The sequence below is a fragment of the Serratia sp. 1D1416 genome (assembly GCF_003641105.1).
GTDB classification, from domain to species: domain Bacteria; phylum Pseudomonadota; class Gammaproteobacteria; order Enterobacterales; family Enterobacteriaceae; genus Serratia; species Serratia ficaria.
In genome coordinates, this window is the sequence record NZ_CP032738.1 from 2,564,162 (window position 1) to 2,579,078 (window position 14,917).

12 protein-coding genes are annotated in these 14,917 nt (G+C 61.2%); 7 read left to right on the plus strand and 5 right to left on the minus strand.

The genetic code is table 11. The annotated features are described in order from the left end of the window. The first annotated feature begins 111 nt into the window (after positions 1-111). The 6 genes from phoB (at position 112) to proY (ending at position 7,670) form a co-directional block, all read left to right on the plus strand. On the plus strand, positions 112-801 hold the full coding sequence (phoB, locus tag D7I37_RS12165; RefSeq protein WP_004940438.1) for a phosphate response regulator transcription factor PhoB: 690 nt from the start codon (positions 112-114) through the stop codon (positions 799-801). A 24-nt stretch (positions 802-825) separates the two neighbouring features. Then, positions 826-2,142: a phosphate regulon sensor histidine kinase PhoR gene (phoR, locus tag D7I37_RS12170; protein ID WP_095096017.1), complete on the plus strand. Its 1,317-nt coding sequence runs from the start codon at positions 826-828 to the stop codon at positions 2,140-2,142. 16 nt (positions 2,143-2,158) lie between these two features. Then, positions 2,159-3,097, plus strand: a complete 939-nt coding sequence (locus D7I37_RS12175; RefSeq protein WP_095096020.1) for a PstS family phosphate ABC transporter substrate-binding protein — start codon at positions 2,159-2,161, stop codon at positions 3,095-3,097. Positions 3,098-3,317: 220 nt separating this feature from the next. Next, positions 3,318-4,424 (plus strand): cobalamin-independent methionine synthase II family protein, encoded by a 1,107-nt coding sequence (locus D7I37_RS12180; RefSeq protein ID WP_129543732.1) that lies wholly within the window; start codon positions 3,318-3,320, stop codon positions 4,422-4,424. 448 nt (positions 4,425-4,872) lie between these two features. Further along, positions 4,873-6,192, plus strand: coding sequence for a branched-chain amino acid transport system II carrier protein (brnQ, locus tag D7I37_RS12185; RefSeq protein WP_061796226.1), 1,320 nt, complete (start codon positions 4,873-4,875; stop codon positions 6,190-6,192). A 71-nt stretch (positions 6,193-6,263) separates the two neighbouring features. After that, the gene (proY, locus tag D7I37_RS12190; protein WP_061796227.1) at positions 6,264-7,670 is read left to right on the plus strand and encodes a proline-specific permease ProY; all 1,407 of its coding nucleotides are present in this window, start codon (positions 6,264-6,266) and stop codon (positions 7,668-7,670) included. A 33-nt stretch (positions 7,671-7,703) separates the two neighbouring features. On the opposite strand, the gene D7I37_RS12195 is transcribed toward proY, so the two are convergent. Both D7I37_RS12195 and D7I37_RS12200 read right to left on the minus strand, forming a co-directional pair. Continuing rightward, positions 7,704-7,967 carry a hypothetical protein gene (locus D7I37_RS12195; RefSeq protein ID WP_061796229.1) on the minus strand — a complete coding sequence of 88 codons (264 nt, stop codon included), beginning with the start codon at positions 7,965-7,967 and terminating at the stop codon, positions 7,704-7,706. A gap of 120 nt (positions 7,968-8,087) precedes the next feature. Further along, entirely contained in the window at positions 8,088-9,347 is a 1,260-nt protein-coding gene (locus D7I37_RS12200) for a mechanosensitive ion channel family protein (RefSeq protein WP_095096025.1), read from the minus strand. A 247-nt stretch (positions 9,348-9,594) separates the two neighbouring features. Between D7I37_RS12200 and malZ the strand changes: the two genes are divergently transcribed. Beyond that, entirely contained in the window at positions 9,595-11,418 is a 1,824-nt protein-coding gene (malZ, locus tag D7I37_RS12205; protein ID WP_061796232.1) for a maltodextrin glucosidase, read from the plus strand. 55 nt (positions 11,419-11,473) lie between these two features. Here the strand turns inward: malZ and ggt are convergent, their stop codons facing one another. The 3 genes from ggt to D7I37_RS12220 form a co-directional block, all read right to left on the minus strand. Beyond that, complete coding sequence (gene ggt, locus D7I37_RS12210) at positions 11,474-13,237, minus strand: gamma-glutamyltransferase (protein ID WP_061796233.1); 1,764 nt, start codon at positions 13,235-13,237, stop codon at positions 11,474-11,476. Positions 13,238-13,456: 219 nt separating this feature from the next. Beyond that, the gene (locus D7I37_RS12215; RefSeq protein ID WP_061796235.1) at positions 13,457-14,059 is read right to left on the minus strand and encodes a peroxiredoxin C; all 603 of its coding nucleotides are present in this window, start codon (positions 14,057-14,059) and stop codon (positions 13,457-13,459) included. Between the two features lie 228 nt (positions 14,060-14,287). Continuing rightward, entirely contained in the window at positions 14,288-14,869 is a 582-nt protein-coding gene (locus D7I37_RS12220; RefSeq protein WP_061796237.1) for an ACP phosphodiesterase, read from the minus strand. Positions 14,870-14,917 lie beyond the last annotated feature (48 nt).

A 14,917-nucleotide genomic window follows, 5' to 3' on the forward strand; every position in this document is an offset into this window, starting at 1 on the left:
GCTATGCTTACTGCCTATAACCATCCCTTTTTTTCATAAAAGTGTCACAAAACTGACGCATAATGGCGCCCGCAATCAACTGTGATCGCTAACACATTGGCAGGATTGACGATGGCAAGACGCATACTGGTGGTGGAAGACGAAGCGCCGATCCGTGAGATGGTGTGCTTTGTGTTGGAACAGAATGGTTACCAACCGTTGGAAGCCGAGGATTATGACAGCGCCGTGACGCGCCTGTCTGAGCCGTTCCCTGATTTGGTGTTGCTCGACTGGATGTTGCCCGGAGGTTCCGGCATTCAGTTTATCAAACATATGAAGCGCGAAGCGCTGACCCGCGACATTCCGGTGATGATGCTGACCGCGCGCGGCGAAGAAGAAGATCGGGTGCGCGGCCTGGAAGTGGGGGCGGACGATTACATCACCAAACCTTTCTCGCCCAAGGAGCTGGTGGCGCGCATCAAGGCGGTAATGCGCCGCATCTCCCCGATGGCGGTGGAAGAAGTGATTGAAATGCAAGGGCTGAGCCTGGACCCTTCCTCACACCGCGTGATGGCCAACGATCAGGCGCTGGATATGGGGCCGACCGAGTTCAAACTGCTGCACTTCTTTATGACCCATCCGGAGCGTGTTTATAGCCGCGAACAGTTGCTTAATCACGTCTGGGGCACTAACGTTTATGTGGAAGACCGTACCGTTGACGTGCATATCCGTCGGCTCCGCAAGGCGTTAGAGACCAGTGGTCATGATAAAATGGTTCAAACCGTTCGGGGCACCGGCTACCGGTTCTCAACGCGCTACTGATCGCGCCGCGCTGGAGAATATGCCGTGTTAGAACGTCTGTCGTGGAAGAGGCTGGCCCTGGAGCTGGCCCTTTTCTGTCTGCCCGCCTTGCTGCTGGGCCTGATTTTCGGTTATCTGCCCTGGTTCCTGCTGGCGTCCGCGCTGGCGGCGCTGGCCTGGAATTTTTATAACCAACTCAAACTCTCTCACTGGCTGTGGGTCGATCGCAGCATGACGCCGCCCCCGGGGCGCTGGAGCTGGGAGCCGCTGTTCTACGGGCTGTACCAGATGCAGCAGCGCAATCGCCGCCGCCGCCGCGAGCTGGCCTTGTTGATCAAGCGTTTCCGCAGCGGAGCCGAATCGCTGCCCGATGCGGTGGTGATGACCACCGTCGAAGGCAACATCTTTTGGTGCAACGGGCTGGCGCAACACCTGCTGGGCTTCCGCTGGCCGGAAGACAACGGCCAGCATATCCTCAACCTGCTGCGTTACCCCGAATTCACCCACTACTTGCAACAGCAGGAGTTCTCGCGCCCGCTGACGCTGCAGCTGAATAACGAACACTACGTCGAATTCCGCGTGATGCCCTATTCCGAGGGGCAGCTGCTGATGGTGGCGCGCGACGTCACCCAAATGCGCCAGTTGGAAGGCGCGCGGCGCAACTTCTTCGCCAACGTCAGCCACGAGCTGCGCACGCCGCTGACGGTGCTGCAGGGCTACCTGGAGATGATGAGCGACGAAGAGCTGGACGGCTCGCTGCGCGGCAGGGCGCTGGGCACCATGCAGGAGCAGACCCGGCGCATGGACGGGCTGGTCAAGCAGCTGCTGACGCTGTCTCGCATCGAGGCGGCGCCCAACGTGGAAATGAATGAACGGGTGGACATTCCGCTGATGCTGCGGGTGCTGCAGCGCGAAGCGCAGTCGCTGAGCGGCGGCAACCACGAAATCACCTTCCGGGTGAACGAGCAGCTTAAGGTGTTCGGCAACGACGATCAGCTGCGCAGCGCGGTGTCGAACCTGGTGTATAACGCGGTCAATCACACGCCGAAGGGCACCAATATCGAAGTGAGCTGGCAGCAGACGCCGCAGGGCGCGCAGTTCCAGGTCAGCGACAACGGGCCGGGCATCGCCGCCGAACATATACCGCGCCTGACCGAGCGCTTTTACCGCGTCGACAAGGCGCGCTCGCGCCAGACCGGCGGCAGCGGGCTGGGGCTGGCGATCGTCAAGCACGCGCTCAGCCACCACGATGCGCGGCTGGAAATCCTCAGCGAGCCGGGGAGCGGCACGCGATTCATCTTTACCTTGCCTAACCGGTTGATTGTTCCCGCCGCTTTATCAGAGAATGCGGTGAAAAATTAACGCGCGAGACACCGGTATGACCCGAATTTCCCGATGGCTGTTGCTTTGCCTGGCGCTGCTGGCCGGCCGCGGCGCATTGGCGCAGCCTGACGGCATGCTGTCGGGCAACCTGTCCAGCGTCGGTTCCGATACCCTGGCCAATCTGATGGCGCTGTGGGCGCAGGATTTCAGCCAGCATTATCCCAACGTCAATCTGCAGATCCAGGCCGCCGGTTCCTCGACCGCGCCGACCGCACTGGCGGCGGGCGCCGCTCAGCTTGGGCCGATGAGCCGGCCGATGAAGGCGGCGGAGGTGTCGGCGTTCGAACACCGTTACGGCTATGCGCCGCTGGCGGTGCCGGTGGCGGTGGACGCGCTGGTGGTGCTGGTGCATCAGGACAATCCGCTGCGCGGCCTTAATCTGCCGCAGCTCGACCGGATCTTCTCCGCCACCCGGCGCTGCGGCGAAAGCCGCCCGCTGACGCGCTGGGGCGAGCTGGGGCTCAGCGGCGACTGGGCACCGCGCGCGCTGCAGCGCTTCGGCCGCAACTCCGCTTCCGGCACCTACGGTTATTTCAAGCTGCGCGCGCTGTGCGGCGGGGACTTCATGCCGCGGGTCAACGAGCTGCCGGGCTCGGCTTCGGTGGTGCAGGCGGTGGCGGGGTCATTGAACAGCATCGGTTACGCCAGCATCGGTTTCCGCGCCAGCGGCGTGCGCCTGCTGCCGTTGGCCGAGTCGGGCGAGGATTACATCGCCCCCACCGACGCCAACGTGCGCAACGGCAGCTATCCGCTGTCGCGTTATCTGTATATCTACATCAACAAGGCGCCCAGCCAGCCGTTGGAGCCGCTGACCGCCGCCTTCCTCGACCGGGTGCTGTCGGACGCCGGGCAGGGGCTGGTCAACCACGACGGCTATCTGCCGCTGCCGCCCGCCACGCTGCAGAAAACCCGTCAGGCGCTGGGACTGAAATAACGTCGCGCCTTCCTGAGGCCGCCGCCCGGCGGCCAACATGAATTCTTCTCAACAGCGATGAAATTTCTTCCATTGCCGCCCGCCGATGCGCATGACAGGATGCCCTTCAATAAGACTTTTAGACGTCCGGATGTCCATAATAACCCGGCGTAATAGTTCAACCTGTAAATCATTGAAGCGGACGGTTCGTTCCGGCCGCGCGTCTTCGGGAGTTCAAAAAATGTGCAACTGCAATCACGCCTTTCACGCCGACGTCGTCGGCAGCCTGCTGCGCCCCGCGGCGCTGAAAACCGCTCGTCAGCAGTTCCAGCGCGGTGAAATCGACGCCGCACGGCTGCGGGCCGTTGAGGATGAGCAGATCCGCCTGGCGGTGACGAAACAGCAAGATCTCGGCCTGGCGGTGGTGACCGACGGTGAATTCCGCCGCGCCTGGTGGCACTTTGATTTCCTGGAAGGGCTGGACGGGGTGGAGGGCTACGATGCGCCGCAGGGGATCCAATTCAGCGGCGTGCAAACCAAGGCGCGCAGCATCAAGGTGGTCGGCAAGCTGGGCTTTGACCCGCAGCATCCGATGTTGGCGGATTTTCGTTTCCTGAAGGCGGTGGCCGGCGACGCCGTACCGAAAATGACCATTCCCAGCCCGAGCGTGCTGCACTTCCGCGGCGGGCGCGAGGCGATCGACAGCCGGGTCTACCCGGATCTCCAGGCCTATTTTGATGATTTGGCGCAGACCTATCGCGATGCGATCAAGGCGTTCTATGACGCCGGCTGCCGCTATCTGCAGCTGGACGACACCGTCTGGGCCTACCTGTGTTCCGACGATCAGCGCCGCCAGATCCGCGAACGCGGCGAGGATCCGGATGCGCTGGCGCGCATTTACGCCGGGGTGCTGAACGCGGCGATCGCCGGCAAGCCGGAGGATCTGACCATTGGCCTGCACGTTTGCCGCGGCAATTTCCGCTCCACCTGGATCTCTGAAGGCGGCTATGAGCCGGTGGCGGAGATCCTGTTCGGCCAGGTCAATATCGACGCCTTCTTCCTGGAATACGACAATGAGCGCTCCGGCGGTTTCGAGCCGCTGCGCTTTATCAAACCGGGCAAACAGCAGGTGGTGCTGGGCCTGATCACCACCAAGAACGGCGAGCCGGAGGATATCGAGCAGGTGAAACAGCGCTTCGAAGAGGCCGCGCAGTTCGTCGATCGTCGCCAGCTGTGCCTGAGCACCCAGTGCGGTTTCGCCTCCACCGAAGAAGGCAACAGCCTGAGCGAGCAGCAGCAGTGGGATAAGCTGCAAAGCGTGGTGACGCTTGCCGGCCAGCTCTGGTAAGGGCAAAAAACCAGCGCATACCGCGCGAAAATGGCGGATTTATTGGCGTTTTCGCGCGGTAACTGGGGATATGCTTCACGTTTCGTGAGGCGGTTGTTCAAAAATGATACAAATCATGTAGTGTATATTTATTGATAGCCAATATGATCGACTGGTGGTGAAAGTTTATCTGGTCGATAACTCTGCTTTTCGCCGTGCGCCTTGCCTTGAAGCGCTATAAACGTTTAACTTACCCCTCGTTGTCGGACTAAACCTCCATTTTATAACTCCTAAAACTCTGTCCATCATCATGAGCGGTCACTTTCGAATAAGGACTAAACGCCGGACGTCATGCGTTTTTTGCCCTTATGGTTCTCGCGATGAAGCGGCAAGCCGGCAACCGGGTGGGGCGTAACGCCACCACGCTATCGGGCACTTTTTTTCATTTGAACAGGCAACACGACATCGTATGAGTCATCGTTTAACGTCAAAAGATATTATGGCATTGGGTTTCATGACCTTTGCCTTATTCGTCGGCGCCGGGAACATCATTTTCCCGCCGATGGTCGGCTTACAGTCCGGTGAACACGTCTGGACCGCGGCGTTCGGCTTCCTGATCACCGCCGTCGGTCTGCCGGTGATCACCGTGATCGCGCTGGCGCGCGTCGGCGGCGGCATCGACGCCCTGAGCACGCCGATTGGCCGCAGCGCGGGCCTGCTGTTGGCGACCGTCTGTTATCTGGCGGTCGGGCCGCTGTTCGCCACGCCGCGCACCGCCACCGTGTCCTTTGAGGTGGGCATCGCCCCGCTGACCGGCGACGGCGCCATGCCGCTGTTTATCTACAGCCTGGTGTATTTCGCGCTGGTGATCGGCATTTCCCTGTATCCGGGCCGCCTGCTCGACACCGTCGGCCACGTGCTGGCGCCGCTGAAAATCGTGGCGCTGGGCGCGCTGGGCATCGCCGCGCTGCTGTGGCCGGCGGGTGCGCCAATTCCGGCGACCGATATCTATCAAAATGTGCCTTTCTCTTCCGGCTTCGTTAACGGCTATCTGACCATGGATACCCTGGGCGCGCTGGTGTTCGGCATCGTCATCGTCAATGCGGCGCGTTCCCGCGGCGTGAAAGACGCCGGCCTGCTGACCCGTTACACCATTCTGGCCGGCCTGATCGCCGGCGTCGGCCTGACGCTGGTGTACCTGAGCCTGTTCAAGCTGGGTTCCGGCAGCGGCGTGTTGGTGCCGGACGCCACCAACGGCGCGCAGATCCTGCACGCTTACGTACAGAATACCTTCGGCGGCCTGGGCAGCTTCTTCCTGGCGGCGCTGATCTTTATCGCCTGCATGGTGACCGCGGTGGGCCTGACCTGCGCCTGCGCCGAGTTCTTCGCCCAATACCTGCCGTTCTCCTACAAAACGCTGGTGTTCATTCTGGGCCTGTTCTCGATGGTGGTGTCCAACCTGGGCCTGAGCCATCTGATCCAGATCTCCATTCCGGTGCTGACCGCGATTTACCCGCCGTGCATCGTGCTGGTGGTGCTGAGCTTCACCCTGCGCTGGTGGAACAGCGCGCCGCGCATCATCGCGCCGGTGATGTTAGTCAGCCTGTTGTTTGGTATCCTTGACGCGGTGAAAGGGTCAAGCCTCCAGCACCTGCTGCCGGCCTGGGCCCATCATCTGCCGCTGGCGGAACAGGGTCTGGCATGGTTGTCGCCTTCGCTGTTGATGCTGGTGCTGGTCGCGATTTATGATCGGGTGTGCACGCGTTCTGAAGTGACCGCGCACCAGTAACACACCGGTCTGAATTTTGGGCCACGGACTTGTCCGTGGCTTTTTTACGTTTAAAACTACGGGTCATTTCCATGCAACAACAGTCACCCACCACCCCTCCCGCCAATAGGCTGAAACGCGGTCTCAGCACGCGCCACATTCGCTTTATGGCGCTCGGCTCGGCGATCGGCACCGGGCTGTTTTACGGTTCGGCGGACGCCATCAAAATGGCCGGCCCCAGCGTGCTGCTGGCTTACCTGATCGGCGGCATCGTGGCCTTTATCATCATGCGCGCGTTGGGGGAAATGTCGGTCCACAACCCGCAGGCCAGCTCGTTTTCCCGCTATGCGCAGGATTACCTCGGGCCGATGGCCGGGTATATCACCGGCTGGACCTACTGTTTCGAAATTCTGATCGTCGCCATCGCCGACGTGACCGCCTTCGGCATTTATATGGGCGTCTGGTTCCCGGAGGTGCCGCACTGGATCTGGGTGCTGAGCGTGGTGTTGATCATCGGCGCCATCAACCTGATGAGCGTCAAGGTGTTCGGTGAGCTGGAGTTCTGGTTCTCGTTCTTCAAGGTCGCCACCATCATCATCATGATCGCCGCCGGTATCGGCATCATCATCTGGGGGATTGGCAACGGCGGGCAACCGACCGGCATCCATAACCTGTGGTCCAACGGCGGCTTCTTCAGCAACGGCTTCATCGGCATGATCCTGTCGCTGCAACTGGTGATGTTCGCCTACGGCGGCATCGAAATCATCGGCATCACCGCCGGCGAAGCCAAGGACCCGAAAAAGTCGATTCCGCAGGCCATCAACTCGGTGCCGTGGCGCATTCTGGTGTTTTATGTCGGCACGCTGTTCGTCATCATGTCGATCTATCCGTGGGATCAGGTGGGCACCAACGGCAGCCCGTTCGTGCTGACCTTCCAGCACATGGGCATCACCGTGGCCGCGGGCATTCTCAACTTCGTGGTGATCACCGCGTCGCTGTCGGCGATTAACAGCGACGTGTTCGGCGTTGGCCGCATGCTGCACGGCATGGCCGATCAGGGGCATGCGCCGAAGATCTTCAGCAAGGTCTCCAAACGCGGCATTCCGTGGGTGACGGTGATGGTGATGATGCTGGCGCTGCTGCTGGCGGTGTATCTCAACTACATCATGCCGGAAAACGTGTTCCTGGTGATCGCGTCGCTGGCTACCTTCGCCACCGTGTGGGTATGGATCATGATCCTGTTCTCACAGATAGCCTTCCGCCGCAGCCTGAGCAAAGACCAGGTGAAAAAGCTGGCGTTCCCGCTGCGCGGCGGGGTGTTCACTTCCGCTGTGGCGATCATTTTCCTGGTGTTTATCATCGGCCTGATCGGCTACTTCCCGACGACCCGCATCTCCCTGTATGCCGGGTTAGTGTGGGTGGCGGTGCTGTTGGCGGGATACTACTTCAAGGTTAACCGCCAGAAGAAGCGGGCGTTGCTGGCGCAACAGCAGGACTGAAAATAACAACACCGGCCGGGCGCCGGTGTTTTTTTATCGCTTTTCCTCCGGCTCATCGTCACCCGAAGCGCGCGCTTCGAGACGCGGGCAGCCGTCGTTCAGCCGTTCCTCGCTATCCTCGCCGGCGCAGCGCGCCAGCACTTCGCGGATATCCTGCATGCTGTTGCTGAGGGCGCTCAGCGCCGGCTGCAGGTTGCGGCTCATGCGGCTTTCATCCAGCGAGGCGCTGTGCAGACAGCCGACGAACAGCAGGGTGGCCAGCAGGGTAAACAGCCGGTGACGTAACCGTTTCAGCAATCCTCTTTCCTCCGGTCGGCGATAATGCACGCATTAACGCCGTTTTTACGCCGAAAGAGAAGCGGCACGAGACATCCGTTTGCCGTCGATTGAGGATCGTTACCGACGGAAACCATTTTGTCAGTTGGCGTCAGGAAGCGTCTGTCGCAGCATGCTGCGCATATCGTTGCCGGTCGGCGTCTGGTGAATGCGCAGATCGAATTCGCCGATCACCGCCAGCATATGATCGAAGATATCCGCCTGGATGCTTTCGTACTCCGCCCAGACCGTGGTGTTGGTGAAGGCGTAAATTTCCAGCGGCAGGCCTTCCGGCGTCGGCGCCAACTGGCGCACCATCAGGGTCATATTCTGGTGAATGCGCGGATGAGCGCGCAGGTAAGCCGTCAAATAGGCGCGCAGCGTGCCGAGGTTGGTCAGGCGGCGGCCGTTGAGCGGCGAAGCCAGGTCCACCTCAATTTGTTGATTATGTTGGCTCAGCTCCTGGTCTTTATCGTGCAGGTAGCTTTGCAGCAGCGGGTTGCGCTTCAAACGCAGCTGTTCTTCATCCGACAGGAAATGCACGCTGGCGGTATCGATATTGATGCTGCGCTTGATGCGTCGCCCGCCGGATTCCGCCATCGAACGCCAGTTCTTGAACGAGTCCGAGATCAGCGCGTAGGTGGGAATGGTGGTGACGGTGTTGTCCCAATTTTTCACCTTGACGGTGGTCAGGCCGATATCGGTGACCGCGCCGTCCGCGCCGTATTTCGGCATTTCCAGCCAGTCGCCGATCTTCAGCATGTCGTTGGCTGAAAGCTGAATGCCCGCCACCAGCCCGAGGATCGGATCCTTGAACACCAACATCAGCACCGCGGTCATGGCGCCAAGGCCGCTGAGCAGCAGCAACGGTGACTTGCCCATCAGCAGCGAGACGATCATGATGCCGATCAGGATCGCCGCCACCAGCTTCAGCCCCTGGAAAATGCCGCGCAGCGGCAGCTGGTTGGAGATGGGATTCTGCCGCAGCATCGCCAGCAGGGTATCCAGCAAGGAGAACAGCGACAGCAGGGCGAAGCCGAGGATCCATACCTGCGCGGCGGTGGCGATCACCGCCTGGGTCTGGCTGCCGGCCTGCAGCCACAGCATCGCCTGCACGTTGATGATCACCCCCTGCAGCAGCAGCGCCATGCGCTGGAACAGCTTGTACTGGGTGATGGCCTGCTGCCAGACCCGCTGCGACTGCCGGCCGCGGCGCTGGATGGCGGCCAGCACCACGCGGTGCAGCACCAGGTGTATCACCACCGAAATCAGCAGAATCAACCCCAGCACCATCAGCAGAGACATCATCCCGCCGAATTCCAGCCCAAACTGCTCCAGCCAGCGCGTTATCCGTTGTTGCATTGCCGCTCCTTAAAAAATACGCAAAAAATATCCACTACACTCGAAACGCGTTAGCCTAAAGGTTAAGCCGTACTATTTGTCGCTGTTTACCTTTTTTTACATAGGGTTATCGCTGTTTTTCGCTCTCCGCCCCCCGGCTCATCCCTGGGTTTTGCGGCCAGAGAGGAGGGGGCGCCGCACGCAACGTGGCATTGTTCGTGGCACTGAAGAACATCGTCGATTTCGTTTGCTACAGCAGGAGAACAGTATGCTTAACGCCTGGCATCAACCGGTCCCGCCTTTCGTGGTGAAGAAGGGGCAACGTCTGGATATCACGCTGTGGTTACAGGGTGATGAAGTTCCCGAGCAGGTGTTTTTACGCGCCGAGCCGGATAACGAGGAGTGGCTGCTGCTCATGAAGGCGCATCGCCACGACGGCATGCATCGCTATCAGGCCAGCCTGACCTTGCAGGAAGGCGAACCGACCCGCCGCTATTGCTTCAAGCTGCTGTGGGCCGACCGCCAGCAGTGGTTTGGCCCGCAGGGCCGGTCGCCGACGCCGCCGGGCCAGCTGGCGCAGTTCGCCGTCGATGAGCCGGACCGCGGCCCCGCCTGGGTGGCGGATCAGCTGTTTTACCAGATTTTCCCCGATCGCTTCGCCAGCAGCGGCGGCGAGCACGGCATCCAAAGCGGCAGCTACCGCCATCATGCGGCGGGGGCCGAGACGGTGCGCCGCGACTGGCAGCACCCGCTGGAGGACCATCACGCCGCTTCCACCTTCTACGGCGGCGATCTGGACGGCATCAGCCAAAGGCTGCCGTATCTGCAGCAGTTGGGCGTGACGGCGCTGTATCTGAATCCGATCTTCACCGCGCCGAGCGTGCACAAATACGATACCGAGGACTATTACCGGGTCGATCCGCACTTCGGCGGCAACGCGGCGCTGCAGCGTTTGCGAGTGAGCACTCACAAGGTGGGCATGAAGCTGGTGCTGGACGGGGTGTTCAACCATACCGGCGACTCACACCCCTGGTTCGATCGGCACCGGCAGGGCGAGAGCGGCGCCTGCCATCACCCGGACTCCCCTTACCGCAACTGGTTCAATTTCTACCCTGACGGCCGGGCGCTGTGCTGGAAGGGCAACGCCAGCCTGCCGAAGCTCAACTTCGCCGAGCCGCAGGTGGCGGAAGCGATTTACCGCGGCGAAGGCAGCGTGGTGCGCCACTGGCTGCGCCCGCCGTACAGCATCGACGGCTGGCGGCTGGATGTGGTGCATATGCTGGGGGAAAACGGCGGCGCCGCCGGCAACCTGCGGCATCTGGCGGGCATCTATCGGGCGACAAAGCAGGAAAACCCGCAGGCCTACGTGCTGGGCGAGCACTTCGGCGACGCGCGCCGCTGGCTGCACGCCGGGGTGGAAGACGCGGCGATGAACTATATGGGCTTTGCGCTGCCGGTGCGCGCCTTTTTGGCCGGGCTGGACGTGGCGCATCACCCGGTGCGGCTGGACGCCGCCGACTGCGCGCGCTGGATGGACGACTACCGCGCGGGGTTGCCGCACGGCCGCCAGCTGATTCAGTTCAACCAGCTGGACAGCCACGACACCGCGCGTTTTATCACTTTGCTGCAGGGCAATCAGGCGCGCATGCGCATGGCGGCGGTGTGGCTGCTGAGCTGGATCGGCGTGCCCTGTCTGTACTACGGCGATGAAATCGGCCTGGACGGCGCCAACGATCCGTTCTGCCGCCGGCCGTTCCCCTGGGACGAAAGCCGCTGGGATCGGCCGTTGCTGGCGCTGTTCCAGCGCATGGCGGCGCTGCGCAAACGGAGCCTGGCGCTGCGGCGCGGCGGCTGCCAGGTGCTGCATGCCGAGGGCGAAACGCTGGTGTTCGTGCGCATGTATCAGCAGGAGCAGGTGCTGGTGGCGTTGCGGCGCGGCGGCGACGGTGAGCTGGCGTTGCCGCTTAGCCCGCTGCTGGCGGCGGGGCCATGGCGACGCCTGGAAGGGGAAGGGGAACTGAGCGAGCGGCAAGGCGCCATCGGCCTGCGGCTGGCGGAGGAGTCGGTCACCCTGTGGCGGCGTGAAGGATAAGGGAGAAAGGGGGCGTTGAACCGCCCCCCGGTAGGGTGAGTGGGCGTTTACATCATTAGTAACCGACTGCCGAGCCCGCCGGGCGGCGTACGTCGTTGGCGCCATACAGGTAGCCTTCGCGCACCTTGCCGGATACGGCCGAATCGTTGCCGGAGTTGGCCGGGCTCACGCCCGCCGCGCCCGGCAGGCCGACCAGAATCAGTTCGGCGGCGCCCCATGGCGTCTGCTCGACCATCTTGTAGCCCATGCCGCTCAGCAGTTTCAGCGTGTCGGCGGACACCCCGCGTTGTTCGTAATACACCTCATCCGGCAGCCACTGATGATGGATGCGCGGCGCATCCACCGCTTCCTGCGGCGCCATGCCGTGGTCGATCACGTTCAGCGCGGTCTGCAGGGTGATGGTGATGATGCGCGAACCGCCCGGCGAACCCAGCACCATGAAGATTTTATTGTCTTTGGTCACCAGCGTCGGGCTCATCGACGATAGTGGGCGCTTACCGGGGGCAATGCTGTTGGCGGTGCCCTGCACCAGGCCGTACAGGTTCTTCTCGCCCACCTTCACGGTGAAGTCGTCCATCTCGTCATTGAGGAAGAAGCCGGTGCCCGGCGCGATCACCACCGCACCGAAGCGGCCGTTGACGGTGTAGGTGGTGGAGACCGCATTGCCGTCGTGATCGACGATCGAATAATGGGTGGTTTCCGGTTTTTCATGCGGTTCCATGCCCGGCTGCACCTTCTCCGACGGCGTGGCCTTGTCGGCGACGATTTTCTTGCGGATCTCTTCGGCGTAGCTTTTGCTGACCAGGCGATCGATCGGGTTTTTGATGAACTCGGGATCGCCGAGATAGGTGTTGCGGTCCATATAGGCGTGGCGCATCGCTTCGGTTAGGGTATGAATAGCCGCCGCCGAGTTGAAGCCCATGTTTTTCAGGTCGTAGCCTTCCACCACGTTGAGGATTTCGCACAGCGTCACGCCGCCGGAGCTCGGCGGCGGCGCCGAAACGAACTTATAGCCGCGGTAGCTGCAGGCGATCGGCGGGGTTTCGGTGACCTTGTAGTTGGCGAAATCGGCCGCCGTCAGAATGCCGCCGCCCTGTTTGGCCGCCGCCTCTACCGCCTGCGGGATTTTGCCTTTATAGAAGGCGTCGGTGCCGCCTTTGGCGATGGCTTCCAGCGTATTGGCCAAATCGCTTTGCACCAGCCGATCGCCCGGCTGCAGCGGCGTGCCGTCCGGGCGCAGGAAGATTTTGGCGGATTCGGGGTCCTGCTTGAAGCGCGCGATGGTGGTGTCGAGGATATCGGTGTCGGCGCGGGTCAGCACAAAGCCTTCGCGCGCCAGCTTAATCGCCGGCGCCAGCACCTGCTCGCGGCTCAGCTTGCCGTATTTCTGGCGCGCGGTTTCCATGCCCAGCACGGTGCCCGGCACGCCCGAGGCCAGATAGCCGTACAGGCTGGCGTCTTTCTTCACCTTGCCGTCGGCATCCAGGTACATGTTGGCGCTGGCCGCCGCCGGGGCGGTTTCACGGAAGTTGATAAAGGTATCTGTGCCGTCGGCCAGGTGCACGGTCATAAAGCCGCCGCCGCCGATGTTGCCGCAGCAGGGGTTGACCACCGCCTGGGCATAGCCGACCGCCACCGCCGCATCGATGGCGTTGCCGCCCATTTTCAGAATGTCGACGCCAACCTGCGAGGCCAGGTGCTGCGAGGTCACCACCATGCCGTTCCTGGCTTCTACCGCCGGATTGGATGCCGCATACAGGCTGCCGCTGACCAACAGCGCCGCCATGGTCAGGGGCTTGCTCCATTTCTGTAAAAACATAGTTATTCCTACCCTGTCAGTTTTCTTATTGTGTTCGCCTTGCCTGCAAAGCGCGGGCCAGCGTTATTGATAGTAGCCACTGATGAGGGATTACGCGGTAATCAGGCTGGGAAATGTGAGCGGAAACAGGGAAATGAAGCACGGAATGCGGGCAGGGTGCCCTAAAAAAGGGCAAAAAAAACCGGCCGCGCGGGCCGGTTATTCACTTGCAGGCTGAAATTACAGCTTGGAAGCGTTTTCGGACAGGTATTTAGCGACGCCGTCTGGAGACGCGCCCATGCCCGCTTTGCCTTTTTCCCACTGCGCCGGGCAAACTTCACCGTGCTCTTCGTGGAACTGCAGTGCGTCGACGGTACGGATCATCTCGTCGATGTTACGGCCGATTGGCAGGTCGTTAACGATCTGAGAGCGAACCACACCCTCTTTGTCGATCAGGAAAGAACCGCGCAGCGCAACGCCGGCTTCCGGGTGCTCGATGCCGTAAGCTTTCTGGATTTCGCGCTTGATGTCGGCAACCATTGCGTATTTCACTTCGCCGATGCCGCCGTTTTCGACAGGGGTTTTACGCCATGCGTTGTGGACGAACTCTGAGTCGAAGGAAACGCCAACCACTTCAACGCCACGCTTCTGGAACTCTTCATAACGCTTATCGAAAGCGATCAGCTCAGAAGGACAGACGAAAGTGAAGTCCATTGGCCAGAAGAACAGGACGGCCGGTTTGCCGTTCAGGTGCTTCTTCAGGTTGAAGTTTTCAACGATTTCGCCGTTGCCCAGTACGGCAGCAGCAGTGAAGTCAGGGGCTTGACGAGTTACCAGGACCATAATTACTCCTGTAATAGGTGTTAAAGGGTTGATGTAAAAGCAGGGGCCAGTATAGGGGCCGTGACTTGGCGAATAAAGGGTAAAAGACCAATCGATGAGATAGTTTTTACCTATCAAAGTCGTTAATTAATTTTAGCGAGCTTTAAAAATAACCTTTTCTCATAAAAGGGCAAGGGCGAAAACGTATTTTCTTGCAAGGCGCTGCAATTTCAACATGTTGGCCTTGACCTACAGCGCTTTGCTTTTCGCCAGCTGCATCATCTGCGGATAAAACTGCCAGAACTCTGTTTCAAGCTGATGATAGTGGCGTTCGACGTCGGCGAAGGAGCCCGCCAGGGCGGCGAGTCGCGGACGGCGGCTGGCCATGCCCCGCAGCACCTCGGCGATAAACGGCAGCTCGGCGTAGCGCTCCAGCCAGCGTTCCGACCACAGGTAGCCGTTCAGATTCTGGAAGCGCGGCGGGGTCTGGGGCAGCTGGGGCACAATCTGGCCGCGCGCCTCTTGAACGAAGCCGTGCAGGCTGCGCGACGGTTCTAACTGCTGCCAGTGGCGCGCCAGGAAATGGTCCCACACCACGTCGAGGGTGATCGGCGCCACCCGGCGATGCGCGGCGCTGAAGTAGTCGCGGCAGGCTTTCACCTGCGGCAGGCCGTCGGTCAGCACGTCGACGCGGCGGTGCATCATGATGCCGGCGACCACCTCGGGGGCATACTCGCCCGCCGGGTTGCCGCGCACGAAGTCCGCCAGCAGGTTGCCCAGCAGCGAGCTGTCGGCCAGCATGGCCAAATGGAGATGAGCGAGAAAATTCATCCGGCAACTATACCTGAAGTCAGGTAAATCCTCCTTATTTCTTGCTGC